Origin of the sequence: Gordonia sp. 852002-10350_SCH5691597, assembly GCF_001665715.1 — a bacterium.
Classification (GTDB): domain Bacteria; phylum Actinomycetota; class Actinomycetes; order Mycobacteriales; family Mycobacteriaceae; genus Gordonia; species Gordonia sputi.
Genome location: NZ_LZMO01000295.1, coordinates 1 through 21,680 on the forward strand (window position 1 = coordinate 1; position 21,680 = coordinate 21,680).

20 protein-coding genes and 3 pseudogenes are annotated in these 21,680 nt (G+C 62.4%); 10 read left to right on the forward strand and 13 right to left on the reverse strand.

Annotated features, from left to right (window positions below):
• Window positions 1-70: 70 nt before the first annotated feature.
• Together A5777_RS22250 and A5777_RS22255 are read right to left on the reverse strand one after the other, a co-directional pair.
• Window positions 71-463, reverse strand: a pseudogene (locus A5777_RS22250) (hypothetical protein); the annotation flags it as partial.
• 66 nt (window positions 464-529) lie between these two features.
• Window positions 530-925 carry a VOC family protein gene (locus tag A5777_RS22255; protein WP_064864675.1) on the reverse strand — a complete coding sequence of 132 codons (396 nt, stop codon included), beginning with the start codon at window positions 923-925 and terminating at the stop codon, window positions 530-532.
• A gap of 111 nt (window positions 926-1,036) precedes the next feature.
• Between A5777_RS22255 and A5777_RS22260 the strand changes: the two genes are divergently transcribed.
• The 6 genes from A5777_RS22260 (at window position 1,037) to A5777_RS24445 (ending at window position 4,823) form a co-directional block, all read left to right on the forward strand.
• Window positions 1,037-2,017, forward strand: coding sequence for a helix-turn-helix transcriptional regulator (locus tag A5777_RS22260; RefSeq protein ID WP_064864720.1), 981 nt, complete (start codon window positions 1,037-1,039; stop codon window positions 2,015-2,017).
• 110 nt (window positions 2,018-2,127) lie between these two features.
• On the forward strand, window positions 2,128-2,409 hold the full coding sequence (gene rpsF / locus A5777_RS22265) for a 30S ribosomal protein S6 (RefSeq protein WP_005202393.1): 282 nt from the start codon (window positions 2,128-2,130) through the stop codon (window positions 2,407-2,409).
• Window positions 2,410-2,535: 126 nt separating this feature from the next.
• Entirely contained in the window at window positions 2,536-3,057 is a 522-nt protein-coding gene (locus A5777_RS22270; RefSeq protein ID WP_049699269.1) for a single-stranded DNA-binding protein, read from the forward strand.
• Between the two features lie 61 nt (window positions 3,058-3,118).
• Window positions 3,119-3,376 carry a 30S ribosomal protein S18 gene (gene rpsR / locus A5777_RS22275; RefSeq protein WP_005177187.1) on the forward strand — a complete coding sequence of 86 codons (258 nt, stop codon included), beginning with the start codon at window positions 3,119-3,121 and terminating at the stop codon, window positions 3,374-3,376.
• 19 nt (window positions 3,377-3,395) lie between these two features.
• Window positions 3,396-3,848, forward strand: coding sequence for a 50S ribosomal protein L9 (gene rplI, locus A5777_RS22280; protein WP_005202389.1), 453 nt, complete (start codon window positions 3,396-3,398; stop codon window positions 3,846-3,848).
• Window positions 3,849-4,160: 312 nt separating this feature from the next.
• Window positions 4,161-4,823, forward strand: a complete 663-nt coding sequence (locus tag A5777_RS24445) for a universal stress protein (RefSeq protein WP_082933804.1) — start codon at window positions 4,161-4,163, stop codon at window positions 4,821-4,823.
• Window positions 4,824-4,838: 15 nt separating this feature from the next.
• On the opposite strand, the gene A5777_RS22290 is transcribed toward A5777_RS24445, so the two are convergent.
• Complete coding sequence (locus tag A5777_RS22290) at window positions 4,839-5,459, reverse strand: hypothetical protein (RefSeq protein ID WP_064864679.1); 621 nt, start codon at window positions 5,457-5,459, stop codon at window positions 4,839-4,841.
• A 616-nt stretch (window positions 5,460-6,075) separates the two neighbouring features.
• Here A5777_RS22290 and dnaB point away from each other — a divergent pair.
• Window positions 6,076-8,310: a replicative DNA helicase gene (dnaB, locus tag A5777_RS22295; protein ID WP_049699283.1), complete on the forward strand. Its 2,235-nt coding sequence runs from the start codon at window positions 6,076-6,078 to the stop codon at window positions 8,308-8,310.
• A gap of 135 nt (window positions 8,311-8,445) precedes the next feature.
• Here dnaB and A5777_RS22300 read toward each other — a convergent pair.
• The 4 genes and pseudogenes from A5777_RS22300 to A5777_RS22310 form a co-directional block, all read right to left on the reverse strand.
• Window positions 8,446-9,127, reverse strand: a pseudogene (locus tag A5777_RS22300) (transposase); the annotation flags it as partial.
• A 69-nt stretch (window positions 9,128-9,196) separates the two neighbouring features.
• A complete protein-coding gene (locus A5777_RS24450) occupies window positions 9,197-10,138 on the reverse strand; it encodes a PA domain-containing protein (protein WP_082933805.1) in 942 nt (313 codons plus the stop codon).
• 333 nt (window positions 10,139-10,471) lie between these two features.
• The gene (locus A5777_RS22305) at window positions 10,472-10,903 is read right to left on the reverse strand and encodes a hypothetical protein (protein WP_156529463.1); all 432 of its coding nucleotides are present in this window, start codon (window positions 10,901-10,903) and stop codon (window positions 10,472-10,474) included.
• Window positions 10,904-10,920: 17 nt separating this feature from the next.
• A complete protein-coding gene (locus A5777_RS22310; RefSeq protein WP_156529464.1) occupies window positions 10,921-11,343 on the reverse strand; it encodes a hypothetical protein in 423 nt (140 codons plus the stop codon).
• Between the two features lies 1 nt (window position 11,344).
• Here A5777_RS22310 and A5777_RS24455 point away from each other — a divergent pair, with 1 nt between their 5' ends.
• A complete protein-coding gene (locus A5777_RS24455) occupies window positions 11,345-11,662 on the forward strand; it encodes an LLM class flavin-dependent oxidoreductase (protein WP_231895170.1) in 318 nt (105 codons plus the stop codon).
• Here A5777_RS24455 and A5777_RS22315 read toward each other — a convergent pair.
• Complete coding sequence (locus A5777_RS22315; protein ID WP_064864687.1) at window positions 11,654-12,415, reverse strand: LysR family transcriptional regulator substrate-binding protein; 762 nt, start codon at window positions 12,413-12,415, stop codon at window positions 11,654-11,656. The genes A5777_RS24455 and A5777_RS22315 overlap by 9 nt on opposite strands.
• Before the next feature lie 46 nt (window positions 12,416-12,461).
• Here A5777_RS22315 and A5777_RS22320 point away from each other — a divergent pair, with 46 nt between their 5' ends.
• Window positions 12,462-12,845: a DUF5997 family protein gene (locus A5777_RS22320; RefSeq protein WP_064864688.1), complete on the forward strand. Its 384-nt coding sequence runs from the start codon at window positions 12,462-12,464 to the stop codon at window positions 12,843-12,845.
• A 108-nt stretch (window positions 12,846-12,953) separates the two neighbouring features.
• Here A5777_RS22320 and A5777_RS22325 read toward each other — a convergent pair whose 3' ends face one another.
• From A5777_RS22325 to A5777_RS22345, 5 genes and pseudogenes are all read right to left on the reverse strand, one after another.
• The gene (locus tag A5777_RS22325) at window positions 12,954-13,880 is read right to left on the reverse strand and encodes an Lrp/AsnC family transcriptional regulator (RefSeq protein ID WP_064864689.1); all 927 of its coding nucleotides are present in this window, start codon (window positions 13,878-13,880) and stop codon (window positions 12,954-12,956) included.
• A 74-nt stretch (window positions 13,881-13,954) separates the two neighbouring features.
• Window positions 13,955-14,913: pseudogene (speB, locus tag A5777_RS22330) on the reverse strand (agmatinase).
• 54 nt (window positions 14,914-14,967) lie between these two features.
• A complete protein-coding gene (locus A5777_RS22335; RefSeq protein WP_064864690.1) occupies window positions 14,968-16,584 on the reverse strand; it encodes a N,N-dimethylformamidase beta subunit family domain-containing protein in 1,617 nt (538 codons plus the stop codon).
• Window positions 16,585-16,664: 80 nt separating this feature from the next.
• Complete coding sequence (locus tag A5777_RS22340) at window positions 16,665-18,113, reverse strand: APC family permease (protein WP_064864692.1); 1,449 nt, start codon at window positions 18,111-18,113, stop codon at window positions 16,665-16,667.
• 400 nt (window positions 18,114-18,513) lie between these two features.
• Window positions 18,514-20,010 carry a PucR family transcriptional regulator gene (locus tag A5777_RS22345; RefSeq protein ID WP_064864694.1) on the reverse strand — a complete coding sequence of 499 codons (1,497 nt, stop codon included), beginning with the start codon at window positions 20,008-20,010 and terminating at the stop codon, window positions 18,514-18,516.
• Between the two features lie 168 nt (window positions 20,011-20,178).
• On the opposite strand from A5777_RS22345, the gene A5777_RS22350 reads away from it, so the two are divergent.
• Window positions 20,179-21,678 carry a purine-cytosine permease family protein gene (locus A5777_RS22350; protein WP_064864697.1) on the forward strand — a complete coding sequence of 500 codons (1,500 nt, stop codon included), beginning with the start codon at window positions 20,179-20,181 and terminating at the stop codon, window positions 21,676-21,678.
• Window positions 21,679-21,680: the final 2 nt, after the last annotated feature.

A 21,680-nucleotide genomic window follows, 5' to 3' on the forward strand; every position in this document is an offset into this window, starting at 1 on the left:
TTCTTCCAGCATTCCGCGCTGTTGCTCGCTCCGTTCGCCTTCGCGATCACCATCATGCTGGCGCTGATGACTCGGTGTCGGTGTGTGCGCCGATCGCGCCGAGGTACATCAACATGCCGGACAGCACCGGGTACTCGACAACGCCGCCGAACAGGTGACCGTTGGGCTCGATCCCGCCGTGGATGTACGGGAAGATGTGATTGTTGATGTCGCGCCCGACCCACAGGTACATCAGGTCGGAATAGCAGGGGACAACCGCGTCGACGTCGCCGACGGGGAAGTGATGCGACCGACCGTCGGGAAAGAACGGCTCGCCGCCGCACTTCACCTTGATGACATAGGACCAGTACAGAGCCACCGATGTGAGAAGCAGCGAGACCAGAACGATCAACGCTGTCTCGCCGCGACGAGACAGCGTGTACTGCCCAAAGCCCATGGTTGGAGAGAAGCGGAGCGCGGGCATGGCCTACAGGGTAGGAGATCGATGCCGGGTGGGCTGCGTCACCTACCACTGTGGACGAGTGCTCGGCTATGCGAAACGTGCTCGCGCGGCGTCGGTCGCGGGGCTGAATACATTGACCAGGTTGCCGTCGGGATCGCGGAACAGCAGTGAGCGATTACCCCACGGCATCGTCGTCGGCTCGTTCACGAATTCGGCAACGACCTCCCGCAGCGTCGCATACACGGCGTCGACGTCGTCGACGAGGAAGTCGAACGTGACTGACCGATTGGCCCGGGACTCGAGTGCATTCTCGCCGAGAAGTCCGATGGTCTGCGAGCTGGCGATCGCCAGGGTGCCGGTCGACGTCTCGAGTTCGGCGAACAGTGGATGGACGCGGCGCGCGGACAGTCCGGTGATCTTTTCGTAGAACTCGACGAGGCCGTCGACGTCGTCGGTGATGACACGGGTGGCTGCCAGTTTCATGGTGGTGTCCTTTTCGGTTGAGGTCTGCGGTGGTGATCGACGATCACCGAAGGCAACGCTATGAGCGATACCGGACAGAATCAGCCCGGTTTCAGTGACAGAATCGGTCGCATGACGGCGCCCGTGTCCCGCGTGCTGCAGCTACTCGAGTTGCTGCAATCGACCGGCCTGCGCACGGTCGGCGAGCTCTCCGATCGGCTCGGCGTCGATGAGCGGACCGTCCGCCGTTACGTGCAGCAGCTACGCGACCTCGACATTCCGGTCGAATCGATGCGTGGACGTCACGGCGGATACAGGATGTCACCCGGCTATCGCATGCCGCCGCTGATGCTTTCCGACGACGAGGCGGTCGCAGCGACGGTCGGGTTGCTGCGCGCACAATCGCAGGACGGATGGTCGGACACCGCTGCGCAGACGGCGTTGTCCAAGATCCGACGTGCCCTCCCACGTCGCGCTGCCGCGCGGGTCGACGCGCTCCTCACGACTGCGAGCTTCGACGTGCGCCGTCGATCCGACGCCGCCGACGCCGAGGTGCTGTTGACGGTTGCCGACGCGGTAGCCCATCGTCGACCGTTATTGATGACGTACCGAAGCGGCTCGAAGCCAGCAGCTGTGACCGCACAGCGCACGATGCATCCGTATCACCTCGTGTCGCACGCAGGCCGCTGGTACGTGGTGGGCCTCGACCTCCGTCACGGCGACGAGCGCACCTTCCGTCTCGACCGGGTACAGGCAATCCGCACGTTGCCCGGCGAATTCACCTCGCGATCCCATCGCAGCGAGGATGGTCCGCCCGATCTGACGCGCCGTTTCGCCACCGCCGAGCGTGTCTGGCAGGTGTCGGTGCGCGTTGCGGCGCAGGAGGACGTGATTCGCGCTCATCTGCCGCCGAGTATTGCCGTGCTGGAACGGCTTTCGAGGACCGACGATGACGAAACCTGGTGGCGCGTGTCCATCTCGGCCGAGCGCCTCGACTGGATTCCCGGGGTGCTCGTGGGGCTCGGATGCGCCTTCGTGATCGAGTCGCCGAATGAGCTTCGTGGCCTCGCCGAGGATGCGGCACAACGACTGCTGGCGGCGGCTACTCAGTGATTTCGCTGGTCAGGGGTGTCCCGTGTATGGTGGAGCGGTTGCCGACGCAGGCGACCCTCCTGCCACGGACAGTCCGTGGCCGATGAGCCCATAGGAGGTGATGTGGTCTTATGCGTCACTACGAATTGATGGTCATTCTCGATCCGAATCTGGACGAGCGCACCGTCGCCCCTTCACTCGATACTTTCCTCAACGTTGTCCGTAACGACGGCGGCAAGGTGGATAACGTCGACATCTGGGGCAAGCGCCGACTCGCGTACGAGATCTTGAAGCACAGCGAAGGCATTTACGCCGTCATCGATCTCAACGCCGAGCCCAAGACGGTCAGCGAGCTCGATCGTCAGCTGAAGCTCAACGAGTCGGTTCTGCGCACGAAGGTTCTGCGCAAGTAACCCACAGATCCCTGATCGACCGAACGAATCCATCGATCTCGTCGGTGTCGACACCTAGGGTTGAACTCAACTCGCGGTGCACATCGATTTCGACGAGTGCCCACACGTAGACCTAAGGGGAAACACATGGCAGGCGACACGGTCATCACAGTCATCGGCAACCTCACGGCTGATCCGGAACTCCGGTTCACCCCGTCGGGTGCGGCGGTGGCCAACTTCACGGTGGCGTCGACGCCGCGCACATTCGATCGTCAGACGAACGAGTGGAAGGACGGCGAAGCGCTGTTCCTGCGCTGCAATATCTGGCGCGAGGCCGCGGAGAACGTGACCGAGAGTCTGACCAAGGGATCCCGGGTCATCGTGCAGGGCCGTCTCAAGCAGCGGTCGTACGAAACCCGCGAGGGTGAGAAGCGCACTGTTGTTGAGCTGGAGGTCGACGAGATCGGCCCATCGCTGCGGTACGCCACCGCGAAGGTCAACAAGGCCTCGCGCGGTGGGGGCGGCGGCGGAGGCTTCGGCTCGTCCGGCGGCGGAAGCCGCAGCGGCGGGTCGGGCTCGGGCCAGCAGGTTGCCGACGACCCGTGGGGCAGTGCACCCGCGAGTAGCGGCGGAAACTTCGGCGGCGGGGACGACGAACCCCCCTTCTGAACCGCGACGACGCCCTTCATGTGAAAGAGGCGTCCTCGCAACAACTTTGGAGTAAGTACACATGGCAAAAGCTAAGAGCACCCGGAAGGTGCGCGTCGAGAAGGTCACCAAGACCAAGGCGTGCTCCTTCTGCAAGGACAAGAAGGCCGACATCGACTACAAGGACACCGCGCTGCTGCGTCGTTTCCTGTCCGATCGCGGCAAGATCCGGTCGCGTCGCGTGACCGGCAACTGCGTCCAGCACCAGCGCGACGTCGCTGTGGCCGTCAAGAACTCGCGTGAGGTGGCACTGCTGCCCTTCACCTCGACCGCCCGATAAGCCGGAAGGGGATAACGACATGAAACTCATCCTCACCGCTGCCGTGGAGAACCTCGGCGAAGCAGGCGACACCGTCGAGGTCAAGGACGGCTACGGCCGTAACTTCCTGCTGCCGCGCGGCCTGGCCATCAAGGCCACCCGTGGTGCCGAGAAGCAGGTCGAGACCATTCGACGCTCGCAGGAGGCCCGCGAGGTCCGTGGCGTCGAGCACGCCAACGAGCTCAAGCAGGCGCTCGAGAACCTGTCGAGCATCAGCCTCACGGTCAAGACGCACGATTCGGGCAAGCTGTTCGGCTCGGTCACCGCTGGCGATGTCGCCGGCGCGATCAAGTCCGCAGGTGGCCCCGCAGTCGACAAGCGCAGCGTCGAACTGCCCAAGGGACACATCAAGTCGACCGGCACCTTCCCGGTCGTCGTGAACCTGCACCCCGACGTCACCGCGACCGTTCAGGTCGACGTCGTCGCTGCTTGATTTACCCGCTGCCTGGTAGGCAGTAGCTGTACACCGGTCGAGAGCCGGGCGGAACGATGTCCGCCCGGCTCTCGTCGTTTCTGAGGGTGTCGGCTTTACGTGGTTCATGAAATGCGTACCCATAGGCCGCGACGAGGCCGTGCAGTCGCGAAAGTGGGGTAGGTGGCTACCCGTTACCACGAGGGCTCGCGCTCGTAGCGTCGTCGTCAGCGAGTTCCCCCGGGTCCAGCTCGGTGGTGGTGCCCGACGTGGTGTGCCGGTACAAGGGATTCGCGTTCACAGCAATGCAGTCTCATCTCGGAAGTCACCGCCATGCACGCACTCTTCGGTCATCAGATCCAGCACCATCCCGTCGCGACGATTCCCCTGCGCGGTGGGACCCGGCCGGCCCAGACTCACACCCAGTCCCAGTCTCACACCCAGGCCCAGTCTCACACCCAGGCCCAGAACTCCGCGGCGCCCGTCGTCGTCGGAGTGTGTGGAACGGACGAATCGTATTGGGCGGTCGAGTATTGCGCTCGTGCTGTCCGCGCCGAGGCGCCGCTCTACCTCGTCAGTGCCGTCGCACGGCAGCGGGCGAATCCACACCGCAGTCGCGAGGAACGACGGTGGCGAGATGAGTTGGGAGTCGACGCATATCAGCTCGAGGAGCTCTCGGTGATCCATGAGGTTCAACGACGTGCGCGAGAAGTCGCCTGTGCCGCAGGCGCTTCCGATGTTCGAGCCCTGGTGCGCAGCGGCGAGCCCCAGGTCGTGTTGGCCCGGGAGTCCCGCGACCTCGATGCGGCCGCTATGGTCCTCGGGTACGCGTCGGGGCCGGGTCGATTGGCCCGAAGGCTGTGTGCCACAACGGATGTCCCTATCCTGGTGGTCAACCGGGGTGTGGATGCGGGTTACCTACTGACCGCTTCGCCACGTGGCATGCGCACCCTGCGTGAGCGTCGTCGAACAGGCGCCCCCGCGACTGCGGAGTGACGGTAGGGTGTCTTGTCAGCTCGGCGGCGCCGGGACCAGCGGTAGCTGACTCGACGCCTGCAGCGACGTCGGCAGGTAGCGCGGAGCGGGGTTGCCGCTGTGCGCGGTGTCGTCGGCGGGGTAATAGAACTTGTGGAATCCGGGCGAGAAGATCAGCGCTCGATTGCCGGTGCGGCAGGCGACCTGGGTGGCTGAGGACACCGTGCAGGTGACGCCTGCGATCGTCACGCGTGTGCCGACATTCAGGCGCGGCGGACGGAAGCCCGACGTCGAGCCGAAGTGGTACGAGGTGCCGGTCAGCAAATCGGGCTTGGGCACCCACCACGGCCCCTGGGCGTCGGCGGTGATGGCTGCGCCCTGCACGCCGGGAGGTGCGGTCGCGGGGCGGCCCTGACAGCCCACTGAGCGGAACGTCGGGCCGATCTGGCAGTTCCACCGTCCGGTGGTGAAGAACGACCGTCCGTTGTCGTCGTAAGCCAGTGAGCGGAACGGCGTCGGATCGACAGGCGTGTATCGCGCGAGGTCGAATGCGGCTGGCAGCGGTGGGGGTGCTGCGGATGCCGGAGATGCGTTGAGTAGCGGTACGAGAAGCGCTGCAGTGGCCAGGAGCCACGACGCCAGACGGGAGCGAGACATCTTGTGGCGTCTAGGGGTCGTCGGCACGGGGCCAGTCCACCACATCGGGGCGTCGAACGAGGGCAAAACTCGGACAGTGGCGGTGTGCGCGGCGCGGCGACTGCCAATCGCCGCGACGAAACTGCACTGTTGCGCAGGTCGCACCCACTGTTCACTGCGTTGTTGCCCGCTGGTGGTTGTCACCCGCCCACAACACGCCCGACTGTGAGTTTCCCAAGACACGCCGAGCTGAGAAAAGTTCTTTGTTGTGGAAATCGCGCACAGCGTCTGACCTGCAGAGATCGAGTTGCGCACACATATACTCCCCAACCTTCTCCACAGCGGCTGCACAACTGACGCGGGGTTGCGCGTGAGCCGTCCACAGGCCATCCACAGGTTCGTCCACAAGCGCGTTTGAGTGCGACGAGACGAACTCCTACTGTCTTCCATCAGTGCCCGATGGTGTTGCGCGTCGCGATGTGCGGTCCGACATGTCAGACCCCCCGGGTATGAACAAAGACGACTCAGCCAGTCGGATTGCGGGGGACGGCCGATTCGTCAGCACACCGCCGTGTCGACGAGTTTGACGGTTGGGGGACGTCCATCGTCAGGGTTCGAGTTCGAAAGGTTGGCACACGTGGCAGTTGTCGATGATCGCGGCCACGGTGCGGCGCGCGATTCCGGACGACCCGACGAGCCAGACATGCCGGTCGAGGAATATGGCAGGCAACCGCCGCAAGACATGGCGGCCGAGCAGTCCGTCCTCGGCGGCATGATGCTCTCGAAAGACGCGATCGCCGACGTCATCGAGAAGATTCGCACCAACGACTTCTACCGACCGGCGCATCAGGCCGTCTACGAGGCGATCCTCGAGCTGTACGGCAAGGGCGAACCCGCCGACGCCGTCACGGTCGCCGCAGAGCTCGAGCGCGCGGGCGAGCTGCGCCGCATCGGGGGCGCACCCTATCTGCACACCCTGATCTCCACCGTGCCCACTGCGGCCAATGCCGGCTACTACGCCGAGATCGTCGCCGAGAAGGCCATTCTTCGACGCCTCGTCGAAGCCGGCACGCGCATCGTGCAGTTCGGCTACTCCGGTGCCGACGGTCAGGATGTCGCCGAGGTGGTCGACCGCGCACAGGCCGAGGTCTACGAGGTCACCGAGCGGCGTACCGCCGAAGACTATGTGCCGCTCGAAGAGCTGCTGCAGCCGACGATGGACGAGATCGACTCCATCGCCTCCCGCGGTGGCATTTCGCTCGGTGTGCCAACGGGTTTCGCCGACCTGGACAAGCTCACCAACGGTCTCCACCCCGGACAGATGATCATCGTGGCGGCCCGCCCGGGTGTCGGCAAAGCGCTCTCGCTCGACACTCCGCTACCGACCCCGACCGGCTGGACCACGATGGGCACGGTGAGCGTCGGCGACGAACTCATCGATCCGCACGGTAGGCCGACGCGCGTCGTTGCCGCGACCGAGGTCATGACGGAGCGGCCGTGCTTCGAGGTGGAGTTCAGCGACGGCAGCGTGCTCGTCGCCGACGAACAGCACCAGTGGGTCGCAGAGATCGACGATGAGCGCCGCACCCTCACCACGGCCGATCTGCGGGTGCACGTCGGGTGCGCCATGGTGCGCAACACCGAGCCGCTCGAGTTGCCGCGCAAGAACTTTGCCTACGGTCCGTATACCGTTGCCGCACTTGCCGGAATGGCATTCGACGACCCCGAGATCGGCATCCGCATCGACGCGGAGGGCGACGTCGACGTCATGGCGCTGATGTCAGATCTCGGTGGGCGTATTCCGTATGAGTATCTGCGCGGGTCGATCGCGCAGCGTCGAGCACTGCTCGCCGGACTCCTCGATGCCCGCGCGAGCGTCGACGAGGACGGATGGATCATCGTTCCCGCCGCCACCCGACACATGACCGCCGTCATCGCCGACCTCGTCGCCGGACTCGGCTACACGTACAAGAGGTCTGCCACGGGCTGGCTCCGGGTCGACACCGGCGACGACGATGTCTTCACCGTTTACCATAAAGCGTTGCGCCACAAGGAGCTTCGCATGCAGTCGGGAGTCCGACGCGTCGTCGCCGTGCGCCCGGTCCGCAGCGTCCCGGTGCGGTGCGTGCAGGTCGACAACGACGAACACATGTATCTCGCCGGTGAGGCGATGGTGCCGACGCATAATTCGACGCTCGCCATGGACTTCATCCGGTCGTGCTCGATCGGCCACCAGATGACGGCCGCGATGTTCTCCCTCGAGATGAGCAAGGTCGAGATCGTGATGAGACTCCTCTCGGCCGAAGCGAAGATCAAGCTCGGCGACATGCGTGGCGGTTCGATGTCCGACGACGACTGGACGCGCCTCGCACGCCGAATGGGTGAGATCTCCGAGGCGCCGCTGTTCATCGACGACTCGCCGAACCTCACCATGATGGAGATCCGCGCCAAAGCTCGACGCCTTAAGCAGCGCCACGACCTGAAACTCGTTGTGGTGGACTACATGCAGCTGATGACGTCGGGCAAGAAGGTCGAGTCTCGTCAGCAGGAAGTCTCGGAGTTCAGCCGCCAATTGAAGCTGCTCGCAAAGGAACTCGAGGTTCCCGTGGTCGCGATCAGCCAGCTCAACCGTGGTCCCGAGCAGCGCACTGATAAAAAACCACAGGTATCGGATCTTCGCGAGTCGGGATCGCTAGAGCAGGATGCGGACATGGTTATTCTGCTGCACCGGCCGGATGCTTTCGAACGTGACGACCCTCGCGCGGGCGAGGCCGACATCATTGTCGGCAAGCATCGAAATGGTCCCACCGCCACGATTACCGTTGCGCATCAACTACATTTGAGCCGCTTCGTGGACATGGCGCGGGGTTAGTTGCTGCTGTTGTTGCGATCGTCGAAAGTTGAGACAGAAGTCGCTTTCCTCGTTGAAGTTGAGACGATTCAGCTGTTTTCGACGCGAACTGAGACTGGTCATTTGCGCACCAAACCCGTCACTGTGAAAAATCGGGTGCGAAAAAACCGCTGACTCGGATCTGACAAAGTCTGTTGTCGTCAACTGAATCAGCGATCCACCTAATGCGGCGGAGCGGTAGCGGCGGGTGACTCGCCATTCGTCGTGGCCTTCGATCACCACTGCGGTGGCCAGCCGTAGGAACGCGGCCGGGTTGGGGAAGATCTCCACGACATCAGCGCGGCGCTTGATCTCCTTGTTCAACCGTTCGATCTGATTGTTCGACCAGATCTTCTGCCAATGCGCCTTAGGGGACGCGGTGAACGCAAGCACGTCAGGTTTGGCCTCAGCCATCATCGCCGTCACTTTCGGGAACGAGGATTCGAGGGTGTCGGCGAGCTGATCCCACTGCGCGGCAACCTCTGCCGGCTCGATGTGGGCAAAAATGGTATTGACCGCAGCGGTCACCACCGGCGGCTGCTTGGTCGAGACCGCACCATGCACGTTCCGCATGAAATGCACCCGGCAGCGTTGCCAAGCTGGTCCGGTGAACTGCTGGGCCACAGCCGCTTTCAACCCGGCGTGGGCATTGGAGATGACCAGATGTACTCCCGAGAGGTCGCGTGCTTTGAGTGAGGCGAGGAACTCCCGCGCCCACGAGGTCATCGACACTGCGGGTCGATACACAATGCACGTAGGCCTCCATGATCACCGCGTGCAGGGCTTTGTCGATGCGGCGGTGATGAGGGCTTCTGGATCGAGAATCGCAGACCTTGCCCGCGTTCGCCCCTTTTCTCAACCGAGAACGCTATCCGCTCGGCTGAGAATCGATCCACGCTTGGAATGACACACTTATGGTGCGGCCGTCGGCGAGCATCCGCGTAGACTTCGGTTCGTCGCTCACCAGTACGGGGATGTCTGTCAGATCAATTCTTGGGTTTCGCCACCGGCCATCCGTTAGAGGCTCGCTGGACGTTATGACGAGACCTGATGCTCCTCCACGTTGAGCGACTTCGTATTTTTGTTCGAATATGCAGTCGCCTCTCCTCACCACGAGGAACTTGCCAGCATGATCAGCATTAGCTGGCTGACACCCATTTCCCGCCGTGAGTAATGGTACGGAAGCGCTTACGGTGCCAGTTGAGAATGCAAAAGGTTTAAGATTAATTGACGCGCCATCAACCGATGCTTCGACTTTGGAGGATTCGTACGTGTAGACCGTCTTCGTGCCTGATTCAGATTCAGATCGCAAGGAGGATGAGCCGTACGCAGTCGATCCATGGCTCGTCGGTCCAGCGCGCCCGCTAAGGAAAGGCGCGGGGAAATAGACCACAATAGCGACACCAGCCGCTGACGCTCGTCTCATATGCTCCCCTATGGATCTCTCGGTTGCCACCGCTGCTAGCAACCCGTCGAGTCGAGCTGGCATCTTCCATGACCCGATGAATCGCCAGTCGATCGCGTCGTGTTCGTGTGAATAGTTAGTCTGATAGGGGTGTGGCTCTACCATTTCGTATTGATAAATATCGTATGCCAGATCGTAAGCATCTGTGTCGGTCAGGCTTTTCGAGTCGCAAACTATCCCCAATGTCCGCCGCTTGTTCTGCATCAGGTTGGACCTAAATACAATAAATATCGAGTCCTGCTCTACCCAACAAGCTAATAGCGTAGTGTCGTCGGAGAACACAGACTGGGTGTCACTTGCAATCCCGGTGATGCGCTCCGCCAAAGCAACGAGATCGAACGACATCGCACTGTTCCTTCCATGCTACGCACGCACCAGGTCTCGAAAGTGTACAGAATCCCGTACCCTCGGCTTTTGCCGGACGCTATACGAACACTTATGCGATGTTGCCGACGCCGCCATTGTCGGGGTTCAGTGGAACTCCGGTCACCGTGTCTATTTGGTGGGGTGAGGACATCCAGCCTGGACATTTCCTGTCCGGCGTCTCTTCGCAATGCCTAGTAGTAACAACTCGCGTACCCGCCGAGGATCTGAATCGGAGATGTCGTACAGCGCGGCCAGCTACGCCCATGGCCAGCGTGACGGTGCGAGCGCTGCGATGAATCGATCGCTGCACGACTAGTCGTCTGTGCCCCAGGCGATTCTGGCTTTGCCATCGACGCAGTCAGGAGTTATCTGGAGCCGGCGCTTGATGCCCTCCCATTGGCTCGAAACGGCGAATCCTTTGACATAAATGTCGCTGTCGCAGGTGATATGAGCTTGTCCACACAACTCCCAGAGCGTATTTGGTGCCCCCAACGTGTCTAGATCGACGTACTTCGCGACGTAGGCCCGCCATTCGTCCTTCGGTATCAGAAATGCCATCGCCGAGCAGTTTCCCTGCAAAGCGAATGGCGGGTCGTCGACCTGCAGGTCGGTGGCATTGTTGGGCACGCTCACGCCGATCCGGTCAGCCATCCGAGCCGCACGATGCCCGGTGCTGAAGTACACCACCGCACCCACAACAAGTGCCACCACCACCGCGACAGCACAGGTGATCGATACCCACACCCATCGGTTCCGCGTCATCAGTTCGCCCTGGGCTGCAACGGCTGTGGCTGCGCCTGCGGCACCGCCAACGTCTGCGGACTCGACGTGTTCGTCACCTCGTAGTTCTGCGCCCAACCAGCACGATGGAGATCGTTGAGATCCGAATACTGTTCTGACGGCGATTTCTTGGTCGTGTCCCAGTTGTAGTAGTCGTAGATGCTGGTCTGGTCAGCGGCCGCACGAACCCCCTGCAAGTACCCCTTCTCCAGCACGCTCGGGTTGTAGGAGCGGTAATCATCAGGCCCCGGCCCGTCCCGGTTCGCATCCTCGATCGGCCCCTTCGGCGTCGCGGGCGCCGGCGGAATCCGCGGATGGAACGGATGCGCACCCGTCGGGAACATACCCAGCCCTAGCAACGCATTCTCCACACAGCAGTCGTAATACTGCGCCGCGAAATCCATCGTGTTGAACAGGGTAGACGCGCTTGCCGAGGCGTGTGAATGGATCAGAGGGCTCTGGACGGAGGACGATCCGTTCGACTTCACTGGCGGGCACGTCGTGTTGACCGGGGCGGTGGGCAATCCCAAGCCGCAGCGTCCGCACCCACCCTTGCTGATCGGTGGACTATCGCAGGCAACACTGCGGGTGGAAGTCGGTCACCGTCGTCGGCAGGCTTGCGAGCTGACCGAGGCCGGCCACGCGAATTGTCGAGTGTCGCGTTTTACCTGGCATGTCAGTCAATCACCTGTTGGCGCGACGGTGTCACACGGTTCACCGTGACCGCCGAGCTTTGCGCGCCTTCGCTTTTCCGCGTGCCGGTATCGTTCCGGCCGCTTCGCGAGATGCCCGCTTGGCGGCCGCCTTCTCTTTCGCCGACCGCTTCGGTGGCGGTTCGGACGTGCCACGCGACGACGTGGCCTTGCGTCCACGAACAATCCCGATGAACTCCGCGGCCAGATCCGAAGTCGGCTGCGGCCACAGCAATCCGACGGTGCTTGTTGGGACGTCGGTGACCGGGCGATAGGCGAGGTCGCGGCGGTGGTGCAAACGTGCCAGCGATTGCGGCACCAGCACCACCCCCATTCCGCTGGCCACGAGTTCGATCGCGTCGGCGGTCGTCTCCGGCCGATGGTCCACCGCGCTACCGGGACGTTCGGTGACGACGAGCGGTTCATCGAGGGGCCAGAGCACGTTCTCGTCGGCAAGGTCAGCCCGCGACAACTCGTCACCTGCGGTGAGCACATTGTCCTTACCCATCACCGCCACCGTCGTTTCTTCGTACAGGGCGATGATGTGGTGCGGACCCAGATCGGCATGTGAGAGTGCGTCGGGCAGCCTGGTGAGCGCAATGTCGACGCTGCGGTCGATAAGCGCTGCGGCGGTGTCGGCGACCGCGGTCGGTACAAGATCGAGTCGGACGTCCGGGTGGCGCTCCTCGAAAATGCGGACCCACTTCCCCGGTGTGCTACCCGGCACAAATGCGAGCCGGAAGACCGCAGCGCTGGACTCATTGGGATCGACGGGCGAATTCACGCCCCGAGGCTACCGGGGATACGCTGCGAGTATGAGCTCGCAGTCCATGAAGCCGGCCACCGCCGCCAAGAAGCTCGACATCTACCTTCCCGCGACACCCGACGAGTTTCGCTCCGGAACGATAACCCGGGAACAGGTGTCGGCCTGGCAGGCCGATCCGCCGCAGTGGTTGCGCGATCTACGTGCCAACGGCCCGCACCCGAAGAATCTGGTAGCGGCCAAACTCGGGATCTCCAACTCCGGGCTGGTTCGGGGCGAGGTGACAGAGGCGTTGACGACCGATCAGATCAACGCGTTGCTCGAAGAGATGCCAGACTGGCTCGCCGCCGAGCGCACCAAGCACGTCGAGGCGCTCCGCGAGGAGCGTCGGATCAAATCCTTGCAAGCCGACCGTCGGCGCGAGCGTGAGGAGCCCACCAGCCAGGAGTGAGCCGCCGCTCGCTGAAAAGCCCTCTCGCTCAACAGGGACTGGTCCATCACCAACGATTGAGAGTCCGTAAAGCCCGGCAGTCTACAGCCAGGGAGAAGGCGTCGAGACCTAGCCGACTGGCGAGTGGTCGTAGTCTTCTTTGACGAAGCAAAGGTGAGTCCACGTATCGACAACGCGGACGCCTGGGCTGGCGCGGATAAGGTCGATGACCTCGGCCATCTGCGAGTTCGAGACCGAAATCGCAGTACCGATGACGGCGTAGCGGCCGATACACGACGCGAGGTACTGAATGGTGTCCCACTTCTGCAGTTTCTCGATGACGGGAGTCGAATCACCATCAACAGTGAGGCCGAATCCCACGACATGCTGGGTGTTCAGTACGTCGGGTCGAATGCGCGCGCCGATATGCAGCACACCGCCCTCGATCAGGCGTGCGACGCGCGTACGCACAGCGGATGGTGAGAGTGCCGTGTGTTTCCCGAGTTCGACGAAACTGGTCCGACCGTCTCGCTGCAGCAATTCCAAGAGCAGCCGGTCGGCGGTGTCCACGTCACTGACAGACAACGGCCGAGGGGGCCAGTACGCATCTTTTGCGATCGAGAGGTAACTGGAAGTGGTGACCTGGGTGACTCCGTCGATCGAGGTAATCCTCGCCAGTGCCGCTGCAAGACTTTGCTGATCAGCACATCGCAACTCGACCACAAGGGCGTGCGCACCGGCGGTGACGCTGATAAACGGTACGTCTTCATCGGCAGCGAGCATCTCACCTATCCGGACAGCCGGACTGGTCACGACAACTGACGCGTGCGCATAGGCGTGTAGTCCGAACACCGAGGGGTGTACAACTCCTCGCACTTCGACGATTCGATCGTCGAGAAGACGCAGGACCCGTGCCCGGGTGGACGGACGTGATAACTCGATCGCCTCGGCGATATTCTGAAAACTCGCCCGCCCATCGTGCTGGAGCAACTCGATGATGCGTCGATCGATGTCATCGATCGGAGGTTTCGCAGTGGCGTTCGCACCTGTGGCCATTGTTTCACGGTATAAGAACGAGCGGCGACCGAAACTGACTGGACGCGCACGAGTCACCACTACTCGGTGCTCCTTCATCGTCGCGCAGGTACCACGCTGAGCAATTCGTAGGCGGTGTGCGCCGCAGCGAGCGCGGTCAACTCGGCATGGTCATAAGCAGGACTCACCTCGACGATGTCCATGCCGACGATGTTCAAGCCCGCCAGGCCTCGCACCATCTCCAGAAGCTCGCGACTTGTCAGGCCACCTGCTTCAGGGGTCCCGTGCCCGGCGCATGAGCGGGATCCAGCACGTCTATGTCGACCGACACGTAGACGGGGCGGTCACCCAATCGCTCCCGCATTCTGTCGATCAGCTCATCGACGCCGGTACGAGCGAACTCGCGGCAGTTGATCGCCGCGAACCCCATCTCTTCGCTCTCGTCGAGGTCGAGCTTGGCATAGAGGGGGCCGCGCAATCCGACGTGCATGGAGTGCTGAGTGTCGATCAGACCTTCTTCGGAAGCACGACGAAACGGTGTTCCGTGCGTATACGGCTCACCGAAATAGGTGTCCCAGGTGTCCAAATGCGCATCAAAGTGCAGAACGGCGAGGGGGCCGTACATTCGGTGGGCAACTCGCAGCAGCGGCAACGCAATCGTGTGATCGCCGCCCAGGGTCAGCAGAGTTCGTCCGGTCCCGACAACCGCCGAAGCCGATGATTCGATGGTGGAGATTGCAGCTCGGATGTCGTATGGACTGACGCCGATGTCTCCGGCGTCGGCTACCTGGTTGCGCGAGAACGGAAATCGATCGTTCGCCGGATTGTAGGGTCGCAGTAACCTTGAGCCCTGTCTGATGTGCGTGGGGCCGAATCGCGTGCCCGGTCGATAGCTCACGCCACTGTCGATGGGGACTCCCCAGATGAGCACGTCGGCGTCGGCCACGCTATCCAGGCGAGGTAGTCGAGCAAAAGTACTTTCGCCGCCGTATCGCGGCACTACAGCCGCGTCGACCGGACCGACAGGCGCGGGCGTGATCGGCTCGCCGTTCATCGTTTCCTCCTGGCAATGTCTTTGGTTCGGTTCAGAAGTAGATGCCGCAACCGGTCACCGCTGTTCGCGGCACTTGTGTTGTGCTGCCGGCGAACTCAACCGGTCGAGTACATTGCGGGTGATTCGTTCGGTGAAGCCGTCGTGGCGCATCAGTCCACTGACCCATTCCGCCGAGCCAGCATTGAAGACCGTGCCGGCGCCCCTGGAGTATTCGGCAATCATGCCGGATCCGAACTCGGTATCAAGATGATCTGGAGTGTCTCCGTCGAACATCGCGTGAGCGAGTTCTTCTGCTTCATCGAGAGGCGCACCGATGGCGACGGCGCCGTTCCACAGGTCGCGCGAACCGCGAACGGCGGGCGCCATCGCAATGATCTGAAGGTCACGGCTGGCTCCGTCGGCGCCGGTAGCGTACGGCAATCCTTTCCGAAAGGTGTAGTCGACGCCGTCCACCTCGAAACCGAATACGACGATCGGGGCTGCACCGAAAACGTCGCCGTAGTAGAGATCCGTGCCCTTCAGTGCCCAATGGTCCGGCCGGTAGACCGTGAACCCGCCACTCGAGCGAGGGGTTGTGGCACCGAAGCGCGAATAGATTCCGGCGTTGCCAGTGAGCCCCATCGTGTGTGCCCCTGGCCGGTTGATCTTCGGCCAGTCCCACGCCGTGGTCACCCGCGTCGGATCAACCGTGAGCATCGGGTCGGCCGCCGGATCTTTGAAGCAGATTTGGGTGCCTGCGTCGAGATCAAGGCGCACCTGCCACAGAAAGTTCCCACCGAACCTTGCGAGGCCCCCGCCGCCATCGACGAATGCGTCGATTCGATCGCGCATTTCCCATGTCCAGTACTCGTCGTGCCCGGCGATAACTGCGCACGAGTAGCCTGCCAGCGCGTCGGAATCCCCGTGCAGATCATGCTGGGTCACATGATGAAAGGTGTAGCCCTGTTCCTCGGCCCAGACGGTGAACGGTCGTTCGTACGTAGCCCAGAACGAATCGGCGTGGTGGCGGGAATAGCCATTGAGCCAAGCCCATTCGTAGGCGGGGTGTCTGGGAATCCATCGGGGTTCGGGGCAGTCGGTATGTACGTTGCGGGGCGCGCCGGCCGGTTTCCGCAGCATTCCCCGTGCGACGGGACGTCGGGTAGACGACATCGGACTGGGCAGGTCGTCGCCCTCATCGTTCACCACCCCGCGATAGTGATTCGCCCCGCCCCAATCGTTGTACGCCAGCATCGTGCTCGTCGTGTGAATCAGCACGAAGTCAGCGTCGGCGGGCGTTGACGATCGAACGATGAAGAAGCCCTCGCTCTCGACCACACGTCCGCGATGCCGTGCTCTCAGAATGACGAGATAGAAGCCGGACTCCCACTCGGAATCGACGACGACCGACAGCGATTCCGGCCAGCCGCACCCCACCGCATACGCATCAGCCGGCGTCGGGTGTTGTCTGCCGGGAAGTCCCGTTTGAGTAAAAACCGTCGCGGGGCGAGCGCCGTCCCGGATGATCTCCACGTCGTATTCATCGGTGTTGGCGTAGACCATGATCGAGACGTTCTCGCCACTCAGATAGCTGAACTTGTCGGTGTAGCACCATAATTCACATGCTCCGGAGTACTGACCCGGTCGCTCAATGAGTCCTCCGGGTTGTGACCACGCCTGCAGCTTGTCCATACTCACCTTCCTCTTTCTGTTCTGAGCTCATCCGGTTTACACGTCAGGTGATCTCATGTCGGCATCGGTAGATGTCGTGGTCACTGGTCGGCGGACCTGCGGCAGCGGTGCTTACGTGTCAGAATGAACCCTCGGGTCAGCCCGACGCCGGCGGCCGCGACCAGCGGCACAAAGATCAATGCGTTACCTGCTGTGCCAAGTCCGGTGAGCTGTCCCATGTTTGCAATGAGGACAACAGTGACCATGGCGAGAACTATCGCCGAAACAGTGGGTGCCACAACCCGATTCCATCGGGATTCGCCGTAGTTGTTGCGTCGGAAGAATCTCACAACGGCGATCGACGTCAGTACCTGGAGGACAAGAACTGTCAAGATCGTGGGGCTCGTAGTCCACACCACGACCTGTGTGTATGCGTCCGTAGGTGTAAAAGCAAAGGCAAGCAGAACGCCCGATACCAACAGGCACTGGACGACACCGGCAACACTGGGGGTCATGGTTGTCGGTGAGACGCGGCCGAGAACTGAGGGCACAACCCCGGTTCTCCCCATCGCGAACAAGTAGCGAGTGCACACGTTATGCAGTGCGAGGCACCCGGCAAAGAAGCTCGTGACAATCAACAGGCGCATTACTTCGGTCATGGTGGCGCCGGCAAACTCACTGTTGAGCGTGAATACCAATGCTGATGGATCGCCCGAAAGAACGTCGCCAATTCTGCTGATTCCGATAGCCTGCACGATAACCCATGCGCAGAATGTATAGATGAAAGTCAAAGCGGCAACAGCGATGTATGTCGCCCGTGAGATCGTTTTCGCGGGTTCGACGCACTCATCGCTGTACACCGCTGTTTGCTCGAATCCGATAAATGACGTGAATGTGAGCAGGAAGGCGCCTGCGACACCACTGGAGAAGACCGAGCCGAGTGTTATTCCGGCCAGTGAGATACCTTCGTGCCCGCCGCGAGCCAGAACTGCCACGCAGAAGACCGCGAGGGTTCCCAGCTCAAGAGCCATGAGCGCGAGAAGGATTCGAGCTCCAAAATCGACCTTCCGGTAAGCGATAATTGCCACGACCACCGACACGATCAGCGCGCAGACATAGATCGGAGGTGTCAATCCGGCAATGGAACTGACTGTCGCGGACAGGAAGACGCCGCATGCCAGCACAAAACCGATCTGGCCGCCCAGATAGCCGACGTAAGCCAGTAATGCCGCTCCAGCTCCCACAGTCCGAGTGAATCCCTGGGAAATATAGGCATAGAAGGCTCCGGATCCTCGGAAATGTCTGCTCATTGCCGTATAGCCCACAGCAAAGAGTAGGTATATGAGGCCCGGCACCAGGTAAGCCAGCGGAAACGATGCCCCCGCGGCTCCGAGTCCCAGAGGAGCGAAGCCGACCAGAACGGTTAACGGCAATGCAGCTCCGATGACGAAGACCACGAGGTGTCGAACCTTCATCGATCCGCTGTGCAGAGGGTTGCCGTCGTCGTCCGCGGACGGGCCGACGGCTGTTGCGGCTGGTGTATCTGTCATCAGGCGTTCCTAGTGTGAAGGCAGGAGCTGAGCGACGATGCTCAGGAGGGGCGCATCGCCTCTGTGCTGCGGGCTTCATTGGCCGCTTGAGTTGCGATATGTAGGTGAAAGAGCGCAACTACCTACGAATAATTTGTACGCCCACTCTTACACAGACGTATAGACAGGTCAATAGTCGTTTCTGCGTACGCCGCCCGTCAAGAGCGGGAATAGGGGGTCCTTGTCGCTGATCAGGGTTCGTTTCTCACGGCGAAGGGGAGCTGTTCGGGTGTGAGTCGCGAACTATCGCGGACTCGTCGGAGTCGCGCGCAGCGGAGACGAGATCGGACTCGTCGTCGACGCTCTTCGTGATCAGTTGGTTTCGACGGTCGGCTCCCTGTCGGAGCTATAACGGTCCACGTCACCCGCGCGGTGCGGCAGCCCGAGCCTTGAGGGCCAGCCAGAGCTCCATGCGGTCGTCGCCGTTGTCCATGTGACGTCCGGTGAGCGTGGAGATCCGGGCGATGCGATTGCGAACGGTGTTGCGGTGCAACGATAGCCGCGCGGCGGCAGGGTCCCAGGCGCCGTTGACGCGCAGCCATTCTTCGAGCGTGCGCAGCAGGTCGATGCGCTCGTGGCCGTCGAGCTGGTCGAGCGGCGCGAGCACGGAGTCAGCGAAGCCCCGCAGCACTCGCGGCGCGGCCAGGCCGAGCAGAAGCTGCACTGTGTCGCCCTCCGCGGCGCTGACGACTCGGCCGACCTGTTCGCTGACGAGCACCAGCGAGCGCGCCTGTGTCGCGGATACGGCCAGCGCGTCTACCCGCACCGCGGTGCCGACCCCGACTGCAAGCCCCGGTGCGAGCGCACTGATCGTGCCGATGAGCTGATCAGACTCCGGGTGAGCGATCTCGACCATTCCGCCGTGCACACGAATCAGTCCGGGCGACAACGATGTTCGCAATCGGTACACCAACGCGTCAGTGTTGGCCGGGTCGGGTTTGATCACCGCTACCTGCACGAACGTCGACTTCCAACCCACACTCTCGGCGAGTTGCTGCGCATGCGCGGGCTTGATGGCAGAACGCATGAGTTGTCCGAAAACCGATGCACGACGCTGCCGTTCGGGTTGCGTGGCGACGTGCCGACGCTCGACTTCCAGTGCGAGCAGCGAGACGAGCACCGTCGACGAGTGTCGCGCAACGGGATTCATCTGTGCACCGAGTATCACGTAGGCCAACGGAACGTGGTCTCCGACAGTGTGTATCTCGAACCGGCCGTGCAGCGACCACCCGGTCAACGAGCCGGCCGATTTCTCGATTGCCTTGTGCAGGATGTCCGTTGCCTCGTGAGTGGTCTCCTCCGATGTACCGGGAGTGCGTGCCAGCACGCGTCCGACGCCGTCGGTCACCACACAGTCGGCATCGCTGATCTCGGCCCACACGTCGAGCAGAGCTGCCAGTGGAGTCGACGCCGTGGCGACCTGTGTGAGTCGACGATTTGCGCTCATCGCGGCCTCGAGGTCTCGACGTTCCTGTTCGGCCATGGTCGCGAACACCCACTTGGTGACAGCGATGAACGGCACGTCCCCGGGTACCTCGAGGAGGGGAACCCCGACGAGATCCGCGGCGCGGCGCAACGGCGGGGGACATTCCTGGTACGGCAGTTGAGCCCCGAGGCCGAGTGCGACGGCGGCGACGCCTCCCGCCCGGCAGTTCTCCAGATACGCGATACAGCTGGTTTCGTCCATCTCCAGCAGCAGTCCGACGGTCATCAGCAGCTCACCACCACGCAACCATTCGTGCGGCGTCACCAGCTCGGAGACATGCGCCGAGGTGATCGGTACGTCGAGTCGGTCGTGCCCGCTCACGACGCGTAAGCCCAGCTCAGGGGCTGCCACGGCGTCGGCAATAGTGATCATGGCGCTCCTGTCGACAGCCGGTGACGCAGACCGCTGTTGTACATATCATCCAATGGTAATAGACGCTTTGGACAGTTTGACGATGTTCATGCAGGTCATCGCGGGCGCACTCTGGACGAACCGCAACGGCGCGTAACCCAGGTCACACCCACAGCAAGGACATCCGAGATGACGGCATCTTCAAGCCCGACCGCGGCGAGCGACTCCGCCGGTCGCGCGACCGCCATAGAAACGCGCTCGATCGACTACGTCCCAGACAGCGAGCGCCATGGAAAGGTCTCCCAGCAGGGGCCCTTCTGGTTCGTCGGGAACTTCCAGCCCTTCACACTCGCGCTGGGATTCGTCGGTCCCGCAATGGGCTTGTCGCTGTGGTGGACGATCGTCGCGGGTCTGTCCGGCATCGCCTTCGGCACACTGTTCATGGCGTTCCACGCGACGCAGGGCCCGGTTCTCGGTTTGCCACAGATGATTCAATCACGCGCGCAGTTCGGATACCGCGGCGTGCTGCTGCCCCTGATCGGCACGTTGTTCACGTTCGTCGGCTTCAATGTCGTCGATACCGTGATCATCAAGGCGGGACTCGAGTCGATCTTCGGATGGAACTCCGTGCTCGTCGCCGTGGTGATCTCGCTCGTCGCGGCGGCCGTGGCCATCTTTGGACACGATCTGCTGCACAAGTCATTTCGTATTCTGTTCTGGGTATCGCTGCCGCTGTGGACCATCCTGACCATCGGAATCTTCGCAGGCGGTGTGCATGGCTCGATCGGTCCGTCGGGGGCGGGTGGCTTCACCCTTGTGGCTTTCCTCGTGCAGTTCTCGGTCGCGGCATCGTACAACATCACCTATGCGCCTTACGTTTCCGATTACAGTCGGTACCTCCCGCGCGACACCAAGCCGTCGTCGATCATCGCGTCGGTGTTCATCGGTGCCTCCGCCTCACCGGCCTGGTTGATTCCGCTCGGCGCGTACCTCGCAACCTATCTCGGTGCCACCGATGCACTTTCGGGCATCTACGCGGGCGGCAACCAGGTTGTCAGCGGACTCGGTGGAGTGCTCGCGCTCGTCGCTGCGGCAGTGCTCGTCGCCACGATGGGCCTCAATGCCTACAGCGGAATGCTGACCGTGGTCACGGCCATCGACTCCATCCGCCCGATCACCCCGACCCGACGGCTGCGCGTGGTGACCATCGTCGGACTGACGGTAATCTGGCTCGTACTGGGTCTCGCGCTCACCGACGCCACCGAATCGTTGAACACCGCGCTGCTGATCATGCTGTACCTGCTGGTCCCGTGGACGGCGGTCAACCTCACCGACTACTTCTTCATCCGGCGCGGCCACTACGTGATCGCCGACCTCTTCACACCGCACGGCGTGTACGGCACATGGCCGTGGCGCGGCATCCTCGCCTTCCTCATCGGCATCGCCGCGGAGATCCCGTTCATGGATCTGCCCTTCTTCGTCGGACCGGTCGCCACGGCGCTGGGCGGGGTCGACATCGCGTTCGTCGTCGGACTCGCGGTCTCCGGCCTTGCGTACGTGCTGTTCTCTCGTGGCCAGGATCGAAGCAGGGAGATCAGCCTGATGGCAGCGCACCCAGAGGTCACAGATCCACGCGACACCGGCGAGATTCGTGCCGAGCTCGCCGTCGAAGAGAAAGAACAACACTGATG